The sequence below is a fragment of the Spirosoma litoris genome (genome assembly GCF_054776755.1).
In genome coordinates, this window is the sequence record NZ_BAAHBI010000005.1 from 93180 (window position 1) to 117682 (window position 24503).

The 24503-nt window shown below is 47.3% G+C and carries 13 protein-coding genes; 9 read left to right on the forward strand and 4 right to left on the reverse strand.

Annotated features, from left to right (window positions below):
• Positions 1–66 precede the first annotated feature (66 nt).
• The 5 genes from recG to ACYVGR_RS03085 all read left to right on the forward strand — a co-directional run bounded on the left by recG (position 67) and on the right by ACYVGR_RS03085 (position 12000).
• Positions 67–2175 carry an ATP-dependent DNA helicase RecG gene (recG, locus tag ACYVGR_RS03065; protein ID WP_460953809.1) on the forward strand — a complete coding sequence of 703 codons (2109 nt, stop codon included), beginning with the start codon at positions 67–69 and terminating at the stop codon, positions 2173–2175.
• Positions 2176–2520: 345 nt separating this feature from the next.
• Positions 2521–5805 (forward strand): SusC/RagA family TonB-linked outer membrane protein, encoded by a 3285-nt coding sequence (locus ACYVGR_RS03070; protein WP_460953810.1) that lies wholly within the window; start codon positions 2521–2523, stop codon positions 5803–5805.
• Positions 5806–5823: 18 nt separating this feature from the next.
• On the forward strand, positions 5824–7677 hold the full coding sequence (locus ACYVGR_RS03075; RefSeq protein ID WP_460953811.1) for a RagB/SusD family nutrient uptake outer membrane protein: 1854 nt from the start codon (positions 5824–5826) through the stop codon (positions 7675–7677).
• 85 nt (positions 7678–7762) lie between these two features.
• Positions 7763–8500 (forward strand): hypothetical protein, encoded by a 738-nt coding sequence (locus ACYVGR_RS03080; protein WP_460953812.1) that lies wholly within the window; start codon positions 7763–7765, stop codon positions 8498–8500.
• 35 nt (positions 8501–8535) lie between these two features.
• The gene (locus ACYVGR_RS03085; protein WP_460953813.1) at positions 8536–12000 is read left to right on the forward strand and encodes a VCBS repeat-containing protein; all 3465 of its coding nucleotides are present in this window, start codon (positions 8536–8538) and stop codon (positions 11998–12000) included.
• 182 nt (positions 12001–12182) lie between these two features.
• Here ACYVGR_RS03085 and ACYVGR_RS03090 read toward each other — a convergent pair whose 3' ends face one another.
• Together ACYVGR_RS03090 and ACYVGR_RS03095 are read right to left on the reverse strand one after the other, a co-directional pair.
• The gene (locus ACYVGR_RS03090) at positions 12183–13484 is read right to left on the reverse strand and encodes an amidohydrolase family protein (protein ID WP_460953814.1); all 1302 of its coding nucleotides are present in this window, start codon (positions 13482–13484) and stop codon (positions 12183–12185) included.
• An 87-nt stretch (positions 13485–13571) separates the two neighbouring features.
• Complete coding sequence (locus ACYVGR_RS03095) at positions 13572–16658, reverse strand: amidohydrolase family protein (protein ID WP_460953815.1); 3087 nt, start codon at positions 16656–16658, stop codon at positions 13572–13574.
• Positions 16659–17136: 478 nt separating this feature from the next.
• Between ACYVGR_RS03095 and ACYVGR_RS03100 the strand changes: the two genes are divergently transcribed.
• Positions 17137–18393, forward strand: coding sequence for a BamA/TamA family outer membrane protein (locus ACYVGR_RS03100; RefSeq protein WP_460953816.1), 1257 nt, complete (start codon positions 17137–17139; stop codon positions 18391–18393).
• A 375-nt stretch (positions 18394–18768) separates the two neighbouring features.
• Here the strand turns inward: ACYVGR_RS03100 and ACYVGR_RS03105 are convergent, their stop codons facing one another.
• Complete coding sequence (locus tag ACYVGR_RS03105; RefSeq protein ID WP_460953817.1) at positions 18769–19929, reverse strand: cytochrome-c peroxidase; 1161 nt, start codon at positions 19927–19929, stop codon at positions 18769–18771.
• A 240-nt stretch (positions 19930–20169) separates the two neighbouring features.
• Here ACYVGR_RS03105 and ACYVGR_RS03110 point away from each other — a divergent pair, with 240 nt between their 5' ends.
• A complete protein-coding gene (locus ACYVGR_RS03110) occupies positions 20170–21150 on the forward strand; it encodes a helix-turn-helix transcriptional regulator (protein WP_460953818.1) in 981 nt (326 codons plus the stop codon).
• A gap of 8 nt (positions 21151–21158) precedes the next feature.
• Here ACYVGR_RS03110 and ACYVGR_RS03115 read toward each other — a convergent pair whose 3' ends face one another.
• Positions 21159–21656 carry a cupin domain-containing protein gene (locus ACYVGR_RS03115; protein ID WP_460953819.1) on the reverse strand — a complete coding sequence of 166 codons (498 nt, stop codon included), beginning with the start codon at positions 21654–21656 and terminating at the stop codon, positions 21159–21161.
• A 258-nt stretch (positions 21657–21914) separates the two neighbouring features.
• Here ACYVGR_RS03115 and ACYVGR_RS03120 point away from each other — a divergent pair, with 258 nt between their 5' ends.
• A complete protein-coding gene (locus tag ACYVGR_RS03120) occupies positions 21915–22856 on the forward strand; it encodes an NAD(P)-dependent alcohol dehydrogenase (protein WP_460953820.1) in 942 nt (313 codons plus the stop codon).
• Positions 22857–23281: 425 nt separating this feature from the next.
• The gene (locus ACYVGR_RS03125; protein WP_460953821.1) at positions 23282–24361 is read left to right on the forward strand and encodes a fasciclin domain-containing protein; all 1080 of its coding nucleotides are present in this window, start codon (positions 23282–23284) and stop codon (positions 24359–24361) included.
• Positions 24362–24503: the final 142 nt, after the last annotated feature.

Here is a 24503-nt window from a genome sequence, read left to right on the forward strand (position 1 = left end):
CATTTGCAATAAAATGTGTATTTTTGGTTGAATCTGCCAGTAAACCGGGTATTTGTAGGGTCTGTTATGACCGAGCGCGCTACTTTTTTCGATACACCACTTTTGTACCTCAAGGGATTAGGCCCGCAGCGTACTGAACTGCTCAACAAAGAGTTGAATTTGTTCACCTACGGCGACCTGATTCAATACTACCCTTTTCGCTTCGACGATCGTTCCCGCTTTTATACCATCGACGAACTGATGGACTCCATGCCTTCGGCTCAAATACGCGGGCGATTGCGGGACTGGTATCTGGAAGGTGAAGGCTCAAAAAAACGCTTAGTCGCCACGTTTACCGATGGCACCGGCTCACTAAGTCTCGTCTGGTTTCAGGGAATTACGTATATCGAAAAAACCTTACGGCGCGACGGAGAATACATTGTTTATGGAAAGCCTCAATCATTCAATGGGCAGTTTAGCATCATTCATCCCGAACTGGAAAACACAAATACCGCTTCGGAACACGAAGTCGGCTTTTTCCCGGTTTATAATCTGACCGAAAAACTCCGCAAACGCCATCTCGATAGCAAGGTTCTGGGTAAGGTGATGCGGAGCTTGCTCGAACAATCGTGGCCGCATATTCACGAAACGCTACCCGATTCACTTATTCAGCAATTTCGGCTGATTGGTAAACGGGAAGCTATGTGGAACATTCACTTGCCTCAAAATCAAGGCTGGCTAAAACAGGCTCAGCGTCGGTTGAAATTTGAGGAGCTGTTCTACAATCAGCTGCGGCTGATCAAAAATAAGCTCATTCAGAAAGAGGAGTTTCCGGGACAGGTATTCCGGGATACCTCGCTGATGAAGCACTTTTATAATGAACTGCTGCCCTTTGAATTAACCGGTGCCCAGCAGCGGGTTATCAAAGAAATATACGCCGATTTTCTGACGGGTAAGCAGATGAATCGGCTGTTGCAGGGTGATGTGGGCAGTGGTAAAACCATCGTTGCTTTCATTGCCTGCCTGTTGGCTATCGGAAATGGTGCACAAGCCTGTTTGATGGCCCCTACCGAAATCCTGGCCGACCAGCATTACAACGGCTTAAAGCCTTTTGCGGATGCTATGGGCTTAAACCTCGGTATTCTGACTGGCTCAACCAATAAGAAACGCCGGGTGGTTTTGCATGAAGAACTACAATCGGGCAAAATGCACATTCTGGTTGGCACGCACGCGTTGCTTGAAGACGCTGTGCAATACAAAAACCTTGGCCTGTGTATTATTGACGAACAGCACCGTTTTGGCGTTGCGCAACGAGCAAAACTCTGGCGAAAGAACGAAGTGGTTCCACCACACATTCTGGTAATGACAGCTACGCCAATTCCGCGTACGCTGGCCATGACGCTCTATGGCAACCTCGATGTGTCCGTTATTGATGAACTACCCAAAGGCCGCAAACCCATTAAAACCGTCCACAAGTACGACAAGCACCGGTCTGAAGTATTCGGGTTCATGCGCCAGCAGATTGAGCTTGGTCGGCAGGTATACGTCGTGTATCCGCTTATTGAAGAATCCGAAAAGCTTGATTACAAAGATTTGATGGATGGCTTTGAGAGTATGCAGCGGGCTTTTCCTCGTCCAAAATATGAAGTAGGCATGCTACATGGCAAAATGCTTCCTTACGAGAAAGACGATGAGATGAAACGCTTTTTAAAGCAGGAAACCCAGATTCTTGTAGCCACAACTGTTATCGAAGTTGGGGTTAATGTACCGAATGCCAGTGTGATGGTCATTGAAAGTGCTGAGCGATTTGGCCTTTCTCAACTCCACCAGCTACGTGGGCGGGTTGGTCGGGGTGCCGATCAATCGTACTGCGTCATGATGACCGGCTACAAACTCAGTAGTGATACCCGCACCCGACTCGAAACGATGGTTCGGACAAACAATGGCTTCGAAATTGCCGATGTCGATCTTCAGCTGCGTGGTCCTGGCGACCTCACGGGTACACAACAAAGCGGAGTAATGGATTTAATGATTGCCGATCTGGCTAAAGATGGTGCCATTCTCACGGCAGCCCGCGAATCGGCACAGGCAATTTTAGCAGAAGACCCAGAACTCGTCCTCCCTCAGCACGCTCCCATCCGAAATCACGTCGATGCGCTCAAGCAGACCGAAAACAACTGGGGCCGTATTTCTTAAATTTTTTTAGAAATATTTTTTTCTCTGTGCACTGACCAGGAACAGCCAAACATGTCTTCTTTTAAATTCAAGCAACTTTATTAAACACAACAGTCTTTCTTTAAAAGAATCATGTAACGGCTTAAATTACAGAAAAATAGCCAAAGAAAAATCAAAGTCCATTACCATAAAATCCTATTAAATCTACAGATTTCTTATAAGATAATTAACTTTTTTTTAATCTTTTTTTGCACATTAGCAGCAAATAATGTTAAAATAAGCTCTATTTTAGGTAATTATTAACGAGTAAAAACACTCAGTATATAAGCTTTAACCCATTGTTAAATTAACAATAAGTTAAAGCTTATGCAAGAACAATGTACGCACCAGAAGGTCTTCTTTTTGCGAGAAGATGCCTTCCCAACAAGCACGATCAGGCCCCGGAAAATCGTGTTTTGTTCTCTGTTTCTGTTTAGCCTGTTTTGCTCGATTGGGGCCTTCGCTCAATCGAAAGTAACGGGTAAAGTAGTTGACGCACAAGGCTTGGCTCTGCCAGGCGTCAGTATTGTTGTGAAAGGCACAACAACAGGAACAGTATCCGCAGCTACTGGTGATTACACCCTAAATTTACCAAAGGGTAACGAAACACTGGTATTTTCCTACATCGGCTATATAAGCCAGGAAATCTCCGCAGCAGGTAAAAATTCCATTGACGTTACGCTCGCTTCTGACGACAAAATGCTGAATGAGGTCGTTGTCGTGGGTTATGGTGAGCAGAAGAAAGAAACCGTAACCGGGGCCGTAGCAACTGTTAAAGGAACTGACCTGATAAAATCGCCAGCGGTAAACTTGACAAACTCGATTGCTGGCCGGATGCCGGGCGTTATTGCGACTAACGCCAGTGGTGAACCAGGATATGACGGTGCCGCTATCCGAATTCGGGGCTCTAACACATTGGGAAATAATGACGCGCTGATCGTTATCGATGGTGTACCAGCCCGTGCTGGGGGTATCGAGCGTCTGAACCCAGCCGACATCGAAAGTATGTCGGTTCTGAAAGATGCCGCAGCCGCTATTTACGGGTCTAGAGCAGCTAACGGCGTTATTCTAGTGACAACCAAGCGCGGCAAGTCGGGTAAGCCAGAATTATCGTACAGTTTTAATCAGGGTTTTGGTCAGCCAACGGTTATTCCTAAAATGGCGACGGCGGCTGAATACGCACAGATAAACAACGAGATTAACCTGTATAACCTGCCTGCACAATACTGGAAAGCTGGTTCGGCTGCCTTTGCAACAACGGGCAGTTATACCCTACCAGATGGTACTATTGCGAAGGCCGCCTATACACCTGATGAGATCAAGAAGTTTCAGGATGGGTCAGATCCCTGGAAATACCCAAATACAGATTGGTTCAAAGCCGCGCTAAAAGATTGGTCGCCCCAAGTACGGCATACACTACAGTTGGTGGGTGGTTCGGAAAATATCAAATACCTGACCTCCGTCAACTATCAGAATCAGGACGCTTATTATAAAAATTCGGCTACGGGTTATAAACAATATGACTTCCGCCTGAATCTGGACGCCAAAATCAGTAAGTACATCAACCTGGTAACAGGCGTCGTCGGTCGTCAGGAAAATCGGTTCTTCCCAACGGTGGGTGCCGGAGACATTTTCCGAATGCTCGCGCGGGGATACCCTAATAAACCGGCTTTCTGGCCTAATGGTCTACCGGCTCCTGATATCGAGAATGGCCAGCAGCCTGTACTGGTTACAACCAGCGCTACTGGTTATGATCGGGATACCCGATATTACTTACAAAGTAATGCCAGTGTTAATATCACTAACCCCTGGATTCCAGGATTGAAGCTGACAGGTAGTGTCGCGTTGGATAAATACATTCAGCAAGGCAAACGGTGGCAGACCCCCTGGTTCGTTTATAGCTGGGATTATACCTCTTACGATCCAACAACGAAGGAACCTCTGCTTCAACGCGTACAGAAAGGGCCTGCCCAGTCTACCCTCAATCAGTATACGAACGATCAGTTCAACTCGTTGCTGTCGGGTATTTTGTCCTACGACCATACCTTCGGTGCCAGTCATGCCATTACATTGCTGGCGGGTATCACTAAGGAGCAGTCTAATTCAAACGGCTTCTCGGGCTTCCGTCAGTACTTTAATTCGACGGCTATCGACCAGCTATTTGCGGGTAGCCAAACCCAGCAGATTGCCAATACAACGGCTGCCTGGGAACGGGCTCGTATGAGTTATTTTGGCCGGGCGGCTTATAATTACAAAGAAAAATATCTGGCTGAATTCCTATGGCGGTACGATGGTTCGTACATGTTCCCTGCATCAAGCCGTTGGGGCTTCTTCCCAGGTGTAACGGCAGGCTGGCGTATTTCAGAAGAGGACTTCTTCAAGAAAGCCCTGCCAGCTGTTAGCTCGTTGAAACTTCGGGCATCGTGGGGGCAGTTGGGTAATGACCAGGTGTATTTTAACGGTACCCTTCGTGAATACGATTACCTGCCAACCTACGCTTACGGCGATGTAGTGAACTCAAACTGGGGTTATGTTATCAATAACCAGGTAGCGCAGACGCTGTATGAAAACGGTGTCCCGAATACCAAGTTAACCTGGGAAGTTGCCAATAACGCTGATATTGGTCTGGAAGGATCATTGCTGAACGGAAAGGTTTTCTTTGAATTCGATGTCTTCCAGAACAAACGGTCGAATATCCTGTGGCGTCAGAGTGCATCGATTCCACAAACTACGGGTGCTACCTTACCTGCTACGAACATCGGCCGGGTTACCAATAAAGGGTACGAATTCCGTATTGGTTATAATGGCCAGGCGGGTGATTTCAAATATAATGTAAGTGTAAATGGTGGCTATGCCAAAAACACCATTACGTTCTGGGACGAAACGCCAGGTGCTCCTGAGTGGCAGCGTTCAACCGGTAAGCCTATTCCATCGGACGTGAATAACCCGAATAATGCCAATGGTACGCTCATGTATCAATATGATGGCATTTTCTCTACACAGGCAGAGATTGACGCCAACAAGTTGGACTACAGCGGTGTAGGTGCCAGCCTGCTGCGCCCTGGCGACATGAAGCTGAAGGATATCGACGGTAATGGTAAAATCGATGCGAACGACCGGGTACGGGCCGACAAAAACAACCAGCCGCGTTTTCAGGGTGGTTTGAACGCCAGTGTACGTTGGAAAAACTTCGATCTTAGCATCCTGTTTCAGGGATCAGCTGGTGGTCAGATATTCCTGCAAACGGAATCGGGCACCATTGGTAACTTCCTTCAATGGAGCTACGACCACCGCTGGACAGTTGACAACCCAAGCACCGTCGATCCCCGTATTGTTGACCGGAGCAACCAGTATTTCTCCAACGGTACTACCTACTGGCTCAGAAGTACGAACTATATTCGGCTGAAAAACCTGGAATTGGGCTATACCCTACCTAGTGCTCTCGGAAAAAAGATTGGCCTAAACAATCTTCGAGTATATGTAAACGGCCTCAACCTGGCTACCTACGCGCCTGCCATGAAAGGTATATTCGATCCCGAATCGACGAATAGTGCGGGACAGTATTATCCGCAGGCACGAGTTATTAACGGGGGCCTAACACTTAGTTTCTAATCGATTAATCAGAACAGTATGAATTACATAGCAAAGTGTCTGTCATTTAGCCTGGTTCTGGGCACAACGATGATAGCCTGTAATAGCGATTTTCTGAATACGAAACCGCTTGATAAGGTATCAGGCGATGCTGTCTGGGCAGACCGGGCCCTCTCCGAAGCCTTTGTAACTGACGTATACAACGGCATCCGGGATGGTCTACTGGATCAGATGAGTTTCGATTGCCAGACTGATAATGCGCTGTATAGCTTCGGCAAGCAGGATGTCAACGAAGCAAACATCAGTCCTTCCAATACGGGCACCATTAAAAGCACGATGGAATGGGGAACCGTTTACGCCCGAATTCGAGCCGCTAATATTGCCTTGTCTAAACTGGCCAAGCCTGCATTTGATAATAGTGGGGACTTAGCCGGGCGGATGCGGGGCGAGATGTATTTTATGCGCGCCTACCTTTATAATCAGTTGCTGCGCTACTATGGGGCTATTCCCATTATCAAAACGCCTTATACCCTGAATGAAGGGGATTACACCGTTGCCCGTAATACGTATGAAGAGTGTGTCAACGCTATTGTTACCGATCTGGACTCAGCTTCTGCGTTGTTGAAGGGCCGGAGCATGGCCGCTGGCCGGGCTACGATGGGCGCTTCGATGGCTCTTAAAGCACGGGTGCTATTGTATGCCGCTAGTGATCTGCATGACATTCCAACCGCAAAAGCCAAGTCGAGTGTTATTGCTGGTTTCGCCAATCCGGAACTGCTGGGTTATGTAAGTGGCGACCGGACTGCGCGCTGGAAGAAAGCACAGGATGCCGCGAAAGCCGTTATGGACCTCAATTTATACGGTTACAAATTGAACCTGGCCGCTCCTGTTTCGGCTGCCGAAGGACAACAGAACTACATAAACCTGTCGCTCTCGCAGAACGGAGGAGAAACCGATGGTATTTTTCTGAAATACTACATCCGGGCCTCCAACGACGACTGGGGTTCCTGGTTCCCGCGTAACAACATGCCCAACGGTTACCACGGCTGGACTTCCAGCGAACCGACCCAGCAGATGGTTGATAACTACGAGATGATGGATGGTACCAAATTCGACTGGAAGAACCCAGCTCACGCTGCAGCGCCGTACGAAAATCGTGATCCCCGTTTCTATGCTTCTATCCTGTACGACGGCGCCCAATGGAAACCCCGTACACCCGATGGTGCTGGTATCGACCCCGCCGGTCAGATTCAGATGGGCTTTTATGAAACAGGAACGGGTGGTGGTACAACCACTCCCTTTGCTGGTCTGGACACCCGCAACAGTACGATTGAGAACTGGAACGGTACCTGGACGGGATACGGGATTCGTAAGTTTTTTAATACTGACGCAAATATCGTGGACCAGAATATCCGTCAGGAAATCCCATCCATTCAGATTCGGTATACGGAAGTTGTGCTGAACTACGCCGAAACCTGTCTGATGCTGGGGCAGGAAGCGGAAGCAAAAAAATGGATCAACGCGGTTCGTTTCCGGGTAGGTATGCCTGCCATTACTGAGACGGGGGCCGCCTTGATAGCACGTTACCAAAATGAGCGAAACGTTGAAATGTTCCTGGAAGATCAGCGCTTTTACGACGTTCGGCGGTGGATGATTGCTCCAACTGTACTGGGTCAACAAGCTCGAATTGTAGTCATTACGGGCAAACTAAAGCCGGGGAAAACGGTCACTACGTACAAGTACAGTAAAGACAATTACAACTACACCTATAGCGTGCAGGACTTGGGAACGGGTAAAGAAAACCGAAAATGGAACGACAAAGTCTATTTCGCCCCCATCAGCCGGGATGAGGTTAACCGAAATAATAAGTTGATCCAGAATCCTGGTTATTAATCATTCCTTGAAGATTTGTCATAAAACTGATGCCGGCGTATTGATGCGCTGGCATCAGTTTTTTGGTAACAATCCGTTCTACCCCATGAAGGCAACTCTGTTTTCTATACTAATCTGGGCCATTATTCAGAGTAATACACGAGCTCAGAGCACAAATTTGATTCGGGTAAGAGGAGGGGTAAGTGAAACTAAAACACTACCTTTTAGCGAGCGATATTGCTATGAGCAGTTTCGCAATGGTACGCTTTTATTTGTTAATGGAACATCGGCAGCTGCTCGCTTCAACTACAACATACTGTTGGGCGAAATGCAATTTATCAACGCACAGGGTGATACGCTGGCGATAACTGATCAACCTGTGGTTCGACTGGTTAGCATTGACAACCCTGCACCGGGCGATCAGGCACCACCGCAGGATATATTCTGGCATGACCCAAAATTGGGGTATATGGAACTGATTGATACGTATGGTCTCGTCAAACTCGCCGAAAAGCGAGTTTTAGAAATGGCGAAAGGTGAAAAATTAGGGGCCTATAACCAATCCTCAGGCACAGCATCCATTACCAACTACCAGTTCTATTCTTCCGATAATGCATCCATACGTAAGTTTGATGCGAAAGGGGATCTTCTGCTGATAAAAGGCAAAACTTACTTTATTATTGATCAGAACAACCGTTCTTATCTACTCAATAAAACTAGTTTATTAAAAGTATTTGGCAAACACCGGGAACAGGTTATGGCCTACCTTGCCACTGAATCCGTCGATTTCAAGCAGGCGAACGACTTAAAAAAACTGCTTGCTTACTGTAGCAAATTACTATAAATAGTCTCCCCAAGTTCTTTATCGATTCTTTCTTTATGAAGTTCTTTTTACCTACACTGTTTGGTTGGTTGCTCCTAATAACTTGTTTTCTGGCAAGCAGTTGTCAGGACAATTCCTCCAATGAGCAGGTTAGTACTGAAAATACTGGCCCTCCCCTCTTTACCTCATTAACACCCGAACAAACTGGGGTTACGTTCGCCAATAACCTGACCGAAGGGCTGAATACGAATGTGCTCATGTACGAGTATTTCTATAATGGGGGCGGGGTAGCTGTTGGTGACCTGAATGGCGACGGGCTGGAAGATATTTTTTTCAGCGGTAACATGGTTCCCAATCAGTTATACCTCAATAAGGGAGGTATGAAATTCACCGATATAACCGCAACCGCTGGCGTAGCTGGTCGAGAAGGCCCCTGGCGAACGGGCGTGACAATGGCCGACGTGAATGGCGATGGTCGGCTTGATCTATTTGTCAGTTATTCGGGTAGTTTACCTCCGCAAAAACGCATTCCCCAACTTTTCATCAACGACGGCCCCGATGCACAGGGCATCCCGCATTTTTCAGAGCAGACGGCTCAATATGGATTAGACAGACCAGGGCAGAGCACACAGGCCACTTTCTTCGATTATGACCGCGATGGCGACCTCGATCTGTTTCTGCTTAATCATAATCCCCGCTTATTGCCCATACTTGACCCCCAGGCGACAGCGGCCATCATGCAACAGTCGAATCCAGAAATTGGCTCTCGCTTGCTAAAGAACACGGGCAATCATTTTGAAGATATAACGGAGCAATCAGGCCTGAGCAGTTCAGTGCTGAGTTATGGCCTGGGTGTCGGGGTGTCGGATCTGAATAACGATGGCTGGCCCGATTTGTACGTCTCCAATGATTATGGTGTCCCCGATTATCTGTACATCAACAATCAGGGTGGACGGTCTGGTGGCCCGGTGTTTACCAATCAGCTTAGTACCAGCGTTCGACACATATCGAATTTTTCGATGGGGAACGATGTCGCCGATGTGAACAACGACAGCCGCCCGGACATCCTGACTCTCGATATGCTCCCGGAAGATAACCGGCGACAGAAGTTATTAATGGCTCCCGATAACTACGACAAATTCGACCTTAGCGTACAGTCAGGTTTTCATTACCAGCACATGCGAAATATGTTGCAGCTTAATGAAGGAACGTGGGGAGTGCCGCAGGGAGCAGGGAGCGTGGGCGGTCCGTCGTTACGGCAGGGAACCGCCGAGCGCCGTTCTCCAGCCTCCGCGCCATTATTCTCCGAAGTTGGTCAGTTGGCCGGTATCTCCAATACCGACTGGAGCTGGTCTCCCCTACTGGCCGACTATGACAATGATGGCTGGAAAGATCTATACATCACTAACGGCTACGTTCGCGACTACACGAACCTGGACTTTCTGAAATACATGACCGACTACATGAAAAATCGTCCGGCGAATTTCCGTCGCGAAGATGTTCTGGAGTTGGTTCATAAAATTCCCTCTTCCAATGTTGTGAATTACATGTTCCGAAATCGTGGTGGCGATCCATCTGGTGAAGTCACATTTGCCAATGTAGGCTCAGCCTGGGGATTGACGCAACATTCTAACAGTACGGGAGCCGCTTATGCCGATCTGGATAACGACGGTGATTTAGACCTAATCGTAAACAATACCAACCAGCCCGCTTTCATTTTTCAGAACGAAACCAATAAAGAACGTCAGCATCATTACTTGACCCTAAAACTGGAAGGTGCTGGGGCAAACACACAGGGGTTAGGCGCTAAGGTAATTCTCTATCGTAAAAACCAGCAACAGTATGTCGAACAGATGCCTACGCGCGGTTATCAGTCGAGTATGTCGCCCCGATTGCATTTTGGCTTAGGAACCGACACGGGTATTGACTCGCTTCGGGTAATCTGGCCAACGGGTAAGCAGCAACTACTGACCAAGGTAAAAGCGGACCAACAACTGACGTTACAGGAGAAAAACGCGCAATCGACGTTCCAGCCTCCTAAAGTGGGGTCTGCTCTTTTTCAGGAAATAAAATCGCCCATTGTCTTCACCGATCCGATTAATAAAGCCAACGATTTCAAACGGCAAACGCTGTTAGTCAATGCGCAGTCCTTTAATGGCCCCTGTTTAGTCAAAGCCGATGTAAATGGCGACGGCCGGGAAGATGTGTATGTGGGGGGCAGTACGGATCAAGCCGGAGCGCTGTTTATCCAGCAAGCTGGCAATCAGTTTAGCCGTAAAGCCCAACCTGCTTTTGAAGCGGATAAACTGAGTAATGATGCTGATGCCGTTTTCTTTGATGCCAATGCCGATGGCTTTCCTGATCTCTACGTATGCAGCGGTGGTTATGGCGACTTAACACCTGACGATTCCCGTTTGCAGGATCGCCTGTATTTGAATGATGGCAAAGGGAATTTCACCAAAAGCCCGAACGCATTGCCTGTTTTAAACACCAGTGCCGCTTGTGTACGCGTATCCGATGTTAACGGAGATAAGCACCCTGATTTGTTCGTTGGTGGCCGGGTTATACCGGGCCGTTATCCCGAAACACCTAAGAGCTTCCTGCTCATTAACGATGGTCATGGGAAATTCACCGATCAAACAGCCCAGTTAGCACCCATGCTATCCACCCTTGGGATGGTTACCGATGCAGCCTGGATTGATCTCAACGCCGACCATAAACCAGAGCTGGTTATTGTGGGCGAATGGATGCCTATCACGGTGCTCGCTTTAGGGACCGGAGGTAAACTATCTGATCAAACGAAGACCTATTTTGATAAAGAATCGCGTGGCTGGTGGAACAAACTTCTGGTCGATGACCTTAACGGCGATGGGCGACCTGATTTGGTAGTAGGAAATCAAGGCTTGAATACACAATGCCGTGCCAGCGATAAGGAACCAGCCGAATTGATTTATAAGGATTTCGACAAAAACGGCAAAATAGATCCGATCCTTTGTCTGTACGTGCAGGGAAAAAGCTACCCTCACGCAACCCGCGACGAACTGCTCGATCAACTCGGCATGCTCCGGCATAAATTCACCAATTATGATAGCTATTCCAATGCGACTCTAGCTGATGTATTTACGGATGAACAATTGGAAGGCTCGAATAAACTGATCGCAAACCAGCTAAAAACCAGTCTTTTTCTGAGTAATCAAGCTGGTAAATACACCGCAAAGCCCTTACCACTTGCCGTTCAGGAATCGCCAATCTTCACGATCACTTCTGTCGATTACGATAAGGATGGACGAAAAGACTTGCTCCTATGTGGTAACACCTCCCAGGCTCGTTTACGATTCGGTCGGTCTGATGCAAACTATGGGTTGCTTCTGCGGGGCGATGGCAAGGGGAACTTTTCAGCAATTCCGCAGCAGCAGGCAGGTTTTCAACTAACAGGAGACGTTCGTTCTGTGCTACCGATTGGCAACACACTATTATTTGGTATTAATCAGCAGCCAGTTCGGGCTTATAAAATGGATTAAATAAGAGACCCAGAGAGCACGGGGATGCAAATTACATCCCCGTGCTCTCTGGGTCTCTTGTGTTAAAAGCACTTTTTTGTCATCCCGACGAAGGAGGGATCTTATAGTATCCTTACTGGAGAGCTAGGAAACCTTAAGATCCCTCCTTCGTCGGGATGACAAAAATCAATTAGTAACTCTCGTTACTTACTCTCGTATTTGTCTTTATATGTTTTATAAAGACGCTTGTGGCGATCGTCCAGGTTCACTTTTCTGCCCTGAATAAATACCTGCTCAACAACATTGGTCCGCATATCCAGCGCATCGCCCGCCGAAACGAACAGCGTGGCTTGCTTTCCTTTTTCGAGCGTACCAACCAGGTTATCGACACCCAGAATTTTAGCGGTATTTGAGGTTACCATTTTCAAGGCTTCTTCACGATCCGTTACGCCGAAACCAGCGGCTGTTCCGGCCAGGAATGCCAGGTTGCGGGTCCGCCACCAACCATCCGAATAGCTCAGGCCAACCAGTACGCCAGCCTTGTGCAGAATACCCGGCAGTCGGTAAGGAAGGTCAACATCTTCGTCTTCGCGGGTAGGCAGTCGGTGTAATTCACTCAGAATAACCGGAACATTGTTCTCTTTCAGAAATGAAACCACTCGGTGCGATTCTTCGCCCCCAACAATAACAACCTTCTGAACACCCAATGACTTCGCAAACGTAACGGCCTCCATGATGTCCTTGCCGTAGTCGGCCCGGATGTACAGATTCTGTTTACCCGTAAATAAGCCACGCATCGACTCCAGTTTGAGGTTCATTGGCGTTGGATTTGTCAACGCCGAATACGCTTTCGCATCGGCAAACGTCGCCCGAAGCGCATCGATTGCAGCGCCCCGACGTTCGTTTTTACGGACAACGGTCGTGAAATCCTCAAAATTGAAATCGCGGGCCAGGTAAGTTGGCCAGTTAAGCCAGATACCGTCGTCTTTTTTCAGCACCGCATCTTCCCAGTTCCAACCGTCAGACATCATAACACTTGAGCTTCCCGAAATGGTACCACCCTGTGGTACTGCCTGCGAGAATAAAACCCCATTGTTCCGAATCGTGGGAATAATTTCGGAATCGGTATTGTAGGCAATCAGCGACCGGATATTAGGGTTCAAAATGCCGACTTCGCGCATATCGACCGTAGCCCGAACCGCGCCAATTTCCTGCAAACCGACCGTCGAAACCGGCGAAATAAGGCCTGGATACACGTGCTTGCCCGATACGTCGATCACCTCGACATCGTTCAAATTCAAGCGCACCGTTGTACCATCAACAACATTCGTAATAACGCCGTTGCTGAACAGAACAACTCCGTTAGGAATTACCTGCCCGGTTCCAATGTGTACCGTGCCGCCCGTGAGCGCAATAGCCTTCGTTTGCGGCTTTGCCGGAGCGGGGTTCTGACCATAGCCCGTAAGCGCGACCAGAGAGAGTATAGGTATTAGTAGTTTTTTCATGTTATGTTGGTTTTTGGTATACGGTTTATGGTATACTGTAGGCTGACGCACAACCGAAAACCATAAACCGTATACCATACAATGCCTCTATTTTTGCTCTTCCTCCTCTTCAGCAAACATGCCTTCTACGTCTTCGCAATGCCACATACGTGCCCGACGGAAGTTAGGCCGCACGGTCGAAGCACCACCGGCTTTAGCCGTCAACATCTTTTGAATAATCCGGGCGCGTTCAGCTTGAACAGCGTCACGTTTGGCATCTTCATCTTTCAGGCTAAAATAGGTAGCTCCTTCAATCATCGTGATTTCGGGACGAGCATAAATAGACAGTGGGTGAGCGTTCCAGAGAACCAGATCGGCATCTTTACCCGCCCGAATGCTACCGAGTTTGTTATCCAGATGGAGCAGTTTGGCAGGATTTAACGTTACCATTTTCCAGGCATCTTCTTCAGGCACACCACCGTATTCGACCGTTTTAGCCGCTTCCTGATTCAATCGGCGGGCCATTTCAGCATCATCTGAGTTGATCGAAACCGTTACTCCCTGGCTACGCATGAGCGCTGCATTGTATGGAATAGCGTCGTGTACTTCCATTTTGTACGCCCACCAGTCCGCAAACGACGAGCCGCCAACACCATGTTTCGCCATTTTGTCGGCCAGTTTATAGCCTTCCAGAATGTGGGTGAACGTATTGACTTTGAAACCCAGCGAGTCGGCTACTTTCAGCAGCATGTTAATCTCTGACTGAACGTAAGAGTGACAGGTAATAAACCGTTTGTTCGCCAGAATTTCGGCAAGGGCATCCAGCTCAATATCCCGACGAGGCATAAGAGCCGTTGCTTTTTCTTTGGCAGTCAGCTTATTGTAGTCAGCCCATCCTTTGGCGTATTCTTTCGCCCGGATGAAGTGATCCATATAAACCTGCTCCACGCCCATCCGCGATTGTGGGAAACGAGTTAACACATTCGGGTTTGGGTAGTTGGCCTGTTTTACGTTTTCGCCAAGCGCAAACTTGATAAACCCATCAGCGCCTTTGATCAACATGCCATCACCCGATTCGCCCCATTTCAGTTTTACAATGGCCGACTGACCACCAATGGAGTTAGCCGAGCCATGCAGCAGTTGCGAAGTTGTAACGCCACCTGCTAACTGCCGGTAAATGTTAATATCGTCCGGATTAATTACATCCGACATCCGCACTTCAGCCGAACTGGTTTGCCCACCTTCGTTGATCGACAGCAAAGCAATGTGTGAGTGTTCGTCGATAATGCCGTTGGTCAGGTGCTTACCGGTTCCGTCGACAACTTTTACGTTTGCAGGAGCGGTTAGCCCTTTGCCAACTTTTGAAATCTTACCACCTTCTACCAGTACGTCTGTACCCGTAAGAATGCCATCTTTTTCATTCGTCCAGACTGTCGCATTCCGAATCAATACAGTTTCTGCTTGTGGCTTTTTCAGGTTACCCATGCCTACAAACGGATAGAGTATCGTAGCAGCGGTGTTACTAGTCGGTGTCGTAGCTGTAGCTGATGCAACAGGAGAAGTTGAGCTCGTTGCACTTGTTGAAGCAGGTGCATCACCCGTACGAGTTGCCGACCAGGTAATGGTTTTACCATCCGGCGATTCGCCATCGCCTTTGATCGTCGTACCCGTCCGATAACCCGTCAGACGCGTTGTACCAGGTTTCCGCTTATCCAGCTGAACCTGAATCGAAATAATATCGCCAGCTACAGAAACCTTAGGAGTTACTTTCACGGTATCCACCAAAATCTGGTACTCAGGCTTTTCTGGTGTTTTGCCCGTGATATTCAGCTTCAGATTGCTCTGGCTGCCAACCGTTAAATTCCAGGTCCCGCGTAAATCAGCTGCGTTTTTATTGGCAACGATGTACTGTTTGCCCTGCATCCAGTTTTCAAAAATCACATTGTCGGCGCTGAATAAGTTGCCCGATGTAATCAGGAAGTTAGCCACCTGACCTTTTTGCAGCGTGCCCACCATGTCTTCGGCATGGATCAACTTAGCCGGAATGGTTGTCAGGGCTTCGAGTGCTTTCTGCTCCGACAAGCCACTTTCGATGGCTTTGCGAAGATTAGCCCAGAAATCCGCTTTGTTTCGTAAACCAGCCGTCGTTAGCGCAAAAGGAATGTTGGCGGCTGCTACGCGTCCGGCGTTCATCGGGGCCATTTCCCAGTGCTTCAGTTCAGCTAGCGACACGTTATCTGCATCCCATGAATCTTCAACATCGTAGGGCTGGGGGAAATTGAGGGGAACAATCAGAGAAGCTCCCGTTGCCTTCACTTCATCAAGACGCTGGTACTCATCGCCTGAACTTCGGATAATGTACTGAATACCAAACTCATCCCCGATTTTATCAGCCCGAAGAATGCCAAGCTTATCATTGGCTTCAAAAATAGCCGGTAACGAACGGGTGCGGTTCAACGCGTCGAGCGACATATTTGCCTGCTCTTTGCTACCAGCCCGTTTGTACCAATCGGCATCGTACATCGCCTGACGCAACAGAGCCACCACGCCCATCATGGAGTTCGGATACTGCTGGCCCGAAGTTCCCTTGCTGAACGAATAATGAGCCGTGATATTTGGTTTAAGCACCAGCGTATTCTCGCGATCATCAGCCAGCGTAACTAGCGAACCGGTTCCTCGCGCAATACCATCGTGTGCATGCGTCAACACCACCCCGAAACCCAATTTACGGAGTTCATCGGCTTTGGTTGGATTAGCTTTGAAAAGCGTACTGGCCTCGTTTTCTGGCTGAATCGCCTGATTCCAGTAATACGCCCCTTTTTTGTTCGACTCATATTGTGGAGCGCCACCGCCCCCACGACCACCACCACCACCTGGACCGCGTACGATCTCGGGCATACCATAATCGGAATCAATGTCAATGAGGGCCGGGTAAATCCGTTTGCCCTTCAAATCGGTAACGACGGCACTGTTGGGCACACTAACCGCAGTTCCTACAGCCTCGACTCGACCATTCCGAATCAATAGAGTAGCATTCTGTAAGGTAGTTTGAGGGTCAACAACAATGGTTGCGTTGGTGAAGGCGTATAGCCCCGGTCGCTCGTCATAAACGCCATTTCGCGGAAAGGTCGTCTGGGCCATGACTGAACAGGTCAGACTGACTGCGAACAGCCCTGTCAGGAGAGGTTTTAACATGAAATTGATGAGTTGATGATTGGGTTAACGGTCAAAAATACAGAAATAAATGAGGTCCTGGGCAGTGAATCCAAAGAAGATTTCGTCAATTCCCATTTGAAAAAATAAATTTCGTTAAAAAGAAAAATGTTTCTTCATTCTGTAATAACCAATCCTTTTATTCTACTATGCATTTTTGGAGGCTGTTGATTCGCTTTTTTTGCCCATTCCAGAACTTCTCACTGCCACAAACGGAGTGTATCCCTCAACTTGCGCAGGATAATTGGCCGAATAACTGTATTTTCGTAATCTAATAATACTGCAAGTACTAAACTCTGGCAAACTGAGGTAATTTGATCTGTTATTTTCTGCTGGATTTATGGCTGCAACAATAGGGTGTTTTTTTGCGTTTGGGTATGCGTAAGCCTGTGGAGTATGAGTATAAAGCTACGCCATAACATACTGTCTATCAATCTATGCGATATCTTTAGTCCCACTTATGAAACCTGTTATCCGTTTGTTGGTGGGCTTCCTGCTTCTGGTTTCACCAAAGCTATCCTGCTGTCTGGCTCAGATACCGTTGGCAGATTCAATAGGCACAAAAGACTCTACCCAGATTACCCAACCAGTGCACCATTTACAGGATGTTGCCGACCTGGTTAAACGCTGGTATCCCCGTTTGCATATTACCCCGCACGATTCTTCATCCCTGCAGGAAGGCAAACGGTTTATGATGATTATTCCGCAAATTGGCTATACGTTGCAAACCCGTGCGCTGGTTGCTGTACTCGTTAATACCCCATTCCGACGACCCAATGCGAATATGTCGTCGATGAGCGGACAGTTGTCGTACACGCAGAATAATCAGATTATCCTGACGGCGAATTCGATGATCTGGAGCAGGAACAATCGTTATCTCTGGACGAATGACTGGCGTCTAATGCACTATCCACAAGCGACTTATGGTCTGGGTATGTATACCACTACCGAGCGGATTATCAATATGGATTACGCCTATTTCCGGTTTTACCAGAGTTTTCTACGTCGGTTAGCGCCCAATTTTTACGGGGGTGTCGGGTATTATTTGGACCTCCACTGGAATATAGATAGCTACATTCAAGGGCCTAATGGTGTTCGTGAACTAGTCCGTATTTCTCGTTATTCTGATGGGGTTCAGGGTCGTTCGATCTCATCGGGGCCAGTTCTGCACTTACTTTACGACAACCGAAGTAATGCCATTAATCCAAACGGGGGGCTATACGTTAACACGGTTTTTCGGGCTAACGCGGAGTTTTTAGGTAGCGATGACTCGTATAAATCGCTTTTAGTAGAGGCCCGAAAGTATTTTCCCTTGTCTTCCCGCTCAGGCAACATTCTGGCTCTATGGTCATATAATGCCTTTACTTTAAATGGTGATCCGCCTTTTCTGGATCTCCCCAGCACGGGTTGGGATAATACAGGCAATATCGGTCGGGGCTATATACAGGGTCGATTTCGAGGTAAAAATTTCCTATATGCCGAAGCTGAATACCGATTTCACCTCACCAGCGACCGGCTGTTAGGTGGTGTTATTTTTGCCAATGCCCAGTCAGTAACCGAGCTAAACAGCGGACAATTTGAAAAAATAGCGCCGGGTATCGGTGGTGGTATTCGAATCAAAATGAACAAAGTGTCGCGCACCAATCTTTCTATTGATTACGGCTTTGGTTTAGATGGTTCGCGCGGCTTGTTTTTCAACCTGGGGGAAGTTTTCTAAAGCGATTAATGATGGGGGATAGTTGAATAAGAATGCACGGTTACTTTCCCCTAAAATTCGCCCGGATGTTTTCACCACCGATCGATCACGAAAGGCAAAATGGGGACTTTTTATTCGGATATTGATTCCATAACAGTGAACATAAAACCAGGGACAAGATTCAATTTCATTGTCCTGCTAAATGGCAAAGACTCCTGTTAGACCCAAATTGTCAGTGACATACCGCCAGAAATCAAGCAAAAGAACGCCCTGGCTACAGGAGCGTTTTTTAAGATTAAGTCTACAACCTTCTATTGGCCAACCAATCACCTGAAATTTTCCTACTTTGGATAGTAAAGTACGAAAGCGAAACAGCAAAACTGACCCTAAACGAACCTACCGGATGTTACCCCCCGGATTGAGACCACTCGGAACACGAACGGGGATGAACTTGTCAAAAGTAGGATCAGTTAGGGCATTCAGGAACGCAATGAGATTATCCTGATCCGCGGGCAGCAGAGCAATTCGCTGGATGTTTGCATCTAATTGCTGTACCCGCACATGCGGATTTTGTGAAATAGGCTCGCCGATGTCGTCATAAAACTTCAGTACCTGCTTCAGCGTCTGAAAAACCCCGTTATGCATGTACGGAGCTGTCAGCCCGACGTTTCGCAGCGAGGGAGTTCGGAATGCATAGGTCCCCCCCGCACCTGCATCAGAAACGGCCAGTTGCGTATTGTCAGGTACAGACATTACGTGGAGTTTGTAGTCAGAAAACATCGGCCCCGAATGGCAAATGGAACAGCCCTCGTCCTTGAATATCCGCATTCCCTGAATTTGCGGGTCAGTTAGTGCCGTTTTATCCCCCTTCTGATACTGATCGTAGGGTGAATTCATTGCCAGTAAGGTACGCTCAAATCTTGCAATAGCGATGCTGATATTAGTTGCTGTAATGGCCTGACTACTGCCAAAGGCGGTCTGAAATAATTGGCGGTACTCAGCGTTTTTTGTCAATCGAGCCACTAGACTGTCTACCGTAGTAGCCTCGGTGTATGCATGACCACGCATTTCCTCAAATGTAGTGAGTGGGCCGATCAGCTGATTTTCGAGACTTTTTGCGCGGGAATCCCAGAACATTGGCGCGGTCATCGACCCATAATTTCCATTTATATCCATGCCATTAAAGGCTGCATTAAGTATGGTCTGCGTATTTCGCTTCGTTAACGGTACGTCGTTGGGTTTTAGAAAGCGACGGTTTTGTCCATAACCAACGGCATTGGTACCCAAGGCCAGATCTAATCCATCCGTATAGGCATTATTGGGATGATGGCAGGTAGCACAGGCTACGTCTTTATCACCCGACAAGATTGGGTCCCAAAACAGCGCCTGGCCAAGCAGAGCCGTATCATTAGTAATTGAATTAGTGACCGTAATAGACTGGATGGGTGTACTTACTGTGGGAGCTATAGTCGTAGTGGCCTCATCTTTTGTACAGGCTTGGAAAACGACGATAGAAAAAACAATTACCGTGAGGAGGGCTACTATATTTTTACACATCACAAGAGCAAATTGAGTATAAATAACTAGAAATTGCTTAATTTAATTCCTAGGCAATCAGAAGCCTTGCCCGCATAGTTCAGTAGTTTCTGAGAAGGTCTACTATGCCGCAGTTTGGAGCTTTTTTGAGAAAATTAATTTTTCGTTGAATGGCAAGTATTTATTTTCAATCCTAAGGCTATACTTATAAAGTACAATTCTGCCATATTGCTAACATTGGACTACATAGCCTCTGTCAGTATGATATTCAGTTTCTGCGCCACACCTGATTTTGACTTTATGACCTACTTTGCCCGTTCTATACAGGCAACAGTACAAAACGGCCTCCTGGTGATACCTGATCATCTGGGACAGGGGTACGTTCGTAAATTATCATTCGGGCCAGACTTCAAAATTACCATACACCGCTACTTGCTCAAGGAAGATCTGATCATCAAACGCAATGCGTCCGGCCAGGGGAATGAACTGATCACCGTTTTTTTTTACAATAACGAGCACGCGCTCCAGATTGCTTTCAATGACGACACCCAAATCCTGTTTTCTCAGCGTGACGAGTCAGCGATCCAAGTCACGTCTAACGATCTCAGCTCAACCATCCGTTTTCCTGCCCATCAACAAATTCACTACGTGGTTGTCGCCATAACGCCACCCCGCTTAACCCAATTATTAGCCGTCACTGAACCTAATTCAGTACTCCAAACCATTTCCGGCGGTGGTAATTCCTTTCTTTTTTTTGAGCGCATGGAAGCCCAGACTAAGTTGCTGCTTAAAAACCTGGCTACCGTGGACATGAATGACCTTCTGAGCAACTTTTACATGCAGATCAAGGTGCAGGAACTGCTCTATCTGGTATTTAATAAACTGTCTCTACGCGAAAGCGCTGCCCATCAAACCATCAACAGCGTCGACGCGGAAAGACTCATTTATATACGGAATGAGATTATTAGCGACCTGAGCGTGCCACCGGTCATCCGCGAACTGGCTCAGGCCGCTGCCATGAGCGAAACCAAGTTAAAACTTCTGTTTAAGCAAACGTTTGGCACCACCATTTACAATTACTACCAGCAAGCTCGAATGGAAGAAGCCGCCTTTCTGTTAAAACAGGGCAAGCATTCCGTGGGAGAGGTAGGTTACGAGCTGGGCTTTTCCAATCTGAGTCACTTCAGCCGACTCTTTGAAAAGCATTATGGCTTAAACCCGAAGCGATACTCGTATTCATAACGTTCAGTTTACCCCAGATAATCGGGTGGAAACACTTGCTGACCATGCTTTTCGGCGATAGCCTGCAATTGTTTAATAGTAGCTGCATCCAGCAGTGGTGGTGGAAGAAACTGGCCGGGGGCAACGGGTTGGCCGATCTCCTCGAATAATGATTCCAGACCGGCTGGTACTACGGTGCAAAGTAAATGGGCCGTTTGCTCAGTCTTATTCTTGAACCCGTGCACCACACCTCCTTTAGGAATGGTAATCAATGATCCTTTGGTCGCTGCATACTTGCCAAACTCAGATCTGACCTCGATTTCGCCTTCAACCACGTAAAAGGATTCTTCAAAATTCGCGTGGGCATGTGGTCCAGGCCCACCGCCGGGAGGGACAAGCATGTCAATCGTTGCAAAGGCTCCTTCTGTGTCTTTGCCACTAACCAGGATTCGGTAGGTGCTCCCCCCAACAGAAACGCTTTTCCCCTCTTGAGGGCCAACAGTGATCGGTTTTTGGTGATTTTCCATGATGCATGATTTAATTACAGTACAAAACTCGGAAGGTTCTCTAGTAGAAAATATTCCGATGTGACCGTAAATCAGTCCTATCGGACAAACCAAATCGGACAGTCAGCACCCTATATATAAGACGTTAATAATGCCAGATGGGCCGACATATGGAGTCATCTATCTCGTCGGATTCGACTGTTTTTCCGACTTTTTGCGCTATTTATAGTTCGTTATATCATCCACCTTTGCTGTGTAGAAACGAACACACATATAGCCATGAAAAAAGTAATGTATAACCAGTTCGGCGACGAAAGCGTGCTGGAATTAGTCGATCAAGTAGTGCCAAGTATCCAGAAAGACCAACTGCTGATCCGGGTAAAAGCGGTTTCGATTAATCCCCTGGATTGGAAGGTGTACGGCGGAGAAATGAAATTGATGTCGGGTTCTAAATTTCCTAAATCAGTAGGCATCGATTTCTCGGGTATTGTCGACCAAATCGGAAGTGACGTTACCCGCTTTAAGACGGGGGATGCGGTCATTGGCCTACTGGACGTATTCAAAGGCGGAGCCCTGGCTAATTACATTGCCGTCCGAGAAATCGACATTAGCCCAAAACCTGCCAATGTCTCCTTTGAAAAAGCAGCTGCCTTACCTGTAACCGGACTGTCAGCCCTGCAAATCATTGATCAATTGGCCTCCGTCGGCCCAAAACAGGATATATTAGTCAATGGTGCCACGGGTGGAATTGGCGTATTCGCCGTGCAGATTGCTAAAAAACGCGGAGCCCGCGTGACAGCGGTTGTCAGTACCAAAGGTGTGGAAGAGGCCATTAAATGGGGGGCAGATACTGTAGTCGACTACACTAAGCAAGATATCAACCTGCTAAATCAGCAGTTCGACGCGGTTATTGACCTATCCACCAAGTTGTCATTTAAGGAGGCCAAGAGGCTAATGAAGCCAAGAGCTGTCTTTGTCAGTACACTTCCCTCACCCTTAACGCTCCTTTACTCGTTTGTTAACAATCTCATTTCCGGACAAAAACTAAAAATCCTGATCCTGAAACCAACCGTTGACGGACTCACTACATTGACGAAGCTCGCTCAGGCTGACCTAGAGGTCGTGCTGGATAAGACGTACTCGCTCAGTAACGTCAGGGAAGCTTACCGTGAATCCCGTCGTGATAAAATTATGGGAAAGTCGGTGATTGTTCTTGATTAACTTCTTCCAGAGATAGTATTGGGGTCAATTCGGCTAAACGTTCCGCAGTAGTAGCTACTAGGGCAAAAACTTACGAAAATGATTTGCCTACCTCTGCAAAGTAAGCTCCTGTAGCCCATTTCGAGGAGTATATCGCTATGTTCTAGATTTCTAAAACTGTACTCTTTATAGGGCAATCAAGGATTACCTGACACCTTTGCTATCCTATACTACTCTCCTACTAATGGGTACAAAATAAACTAATTCTGTACAGTTAATTATATTATTTCAACTGACAGTAAGGTATTTTCAAGATAATATCCCATTTACCAGCGATTGCTACTACAACAATTTAACTTTTACGGAAGTTAATAATTCTGTTTACTCAGTTCGCTTCGTTGTCTGCACGACTGAATTGAGCGTTTTTTAAACTTTATAATCAACGTATGAAAAAGCTAACGGTTTCCTCCACTCTAGGGCTAATAATGGCTATCTTTTTTGTTTGTTCAGGGCAATTCCTGATAAGTTGTAAGAACGATACCCCTGATCCAAATCCTACTACAGGAACCACAACTCCCGGTTCGGGTACGATAACAACCCCTGGTACCGGGACAACAACGACCCCTGGTACTGGCACGACTACATCACCTGGTACTGGAACCACATCAACAGGTTCGGTTGTATCGGTTAGTGAAACAATTGGACAAACGGCAAATTTAACTTTGCTGGCTGCAGCAGTTGCCAAAGCGGGCTTAGGTTCAGAATTAAACAAAGGTGAGCTAACCGTATTTGCTCCAACCGATGATGCCTTTAAAGCAGCTGGTTATGCAACTACCACGGCTATCAATGCATTGCCAGCCTCCGATCTACAGCGTATTCTCAGATACCATGTCATTGGTTCACGCATTGATCTGGGCGCTTTTCCAACCAATGTGAATACTTCCTATCAAACGACGCTTGCCGACAGTCGAGTTGTCGTTTTTAAATCAGGGGAAACTGTTACCGTCAACAACGCGAAAATCATTCAGGGTAATATTGCCACAACGGGCAGTGTTATTCATATCATTGATCGGTTACTGATACCACCTACAGTTACTGTAGCGGATCTGGTCAAGAGCAATGCTGATTTATCGTTGCTGGCAGCTGCTATTGATCGGGCTGGCAGTACAATCCAAACACTTGCCACCACGAATACAGCTACGGGCATTACCGTATTTGCGCCTACCAATGCAGCGTTTAAAGCGGCCGGGTATGCCGACGAGGCAGCAATAAAAGCGGCTGATCCTAAAGTTTTAGCTAATCTGCTTAGCTATCATATACTAAATTACCGGGCCTACTTACAAACATTCCAGAACGGATCAGACATTGTGACGGCTCAAGGTGAAAGCCTTCGGTTTACCGTGAGTAATAACAAAGTAACTATTCTTGGAAAAGGGAATGGAACGAATGTAGCGACAATTACACAGGGTGATTTTTCTACTACTGGTGGGGTTGTTCATATCGTTGACCGGGTTTTGCTTCCTTAATATTGACACGCCATAGCTGGGCAAGTTCACTTTCTTAGGATACCACGGTAAACGATTTTGACCTATTTCCTTAAGAAAGTGAGCTTGCCGTTTCGGACGTTTCGTTTAGAACGATTAAGCCATCCAGCAGAATTAAGTTCAT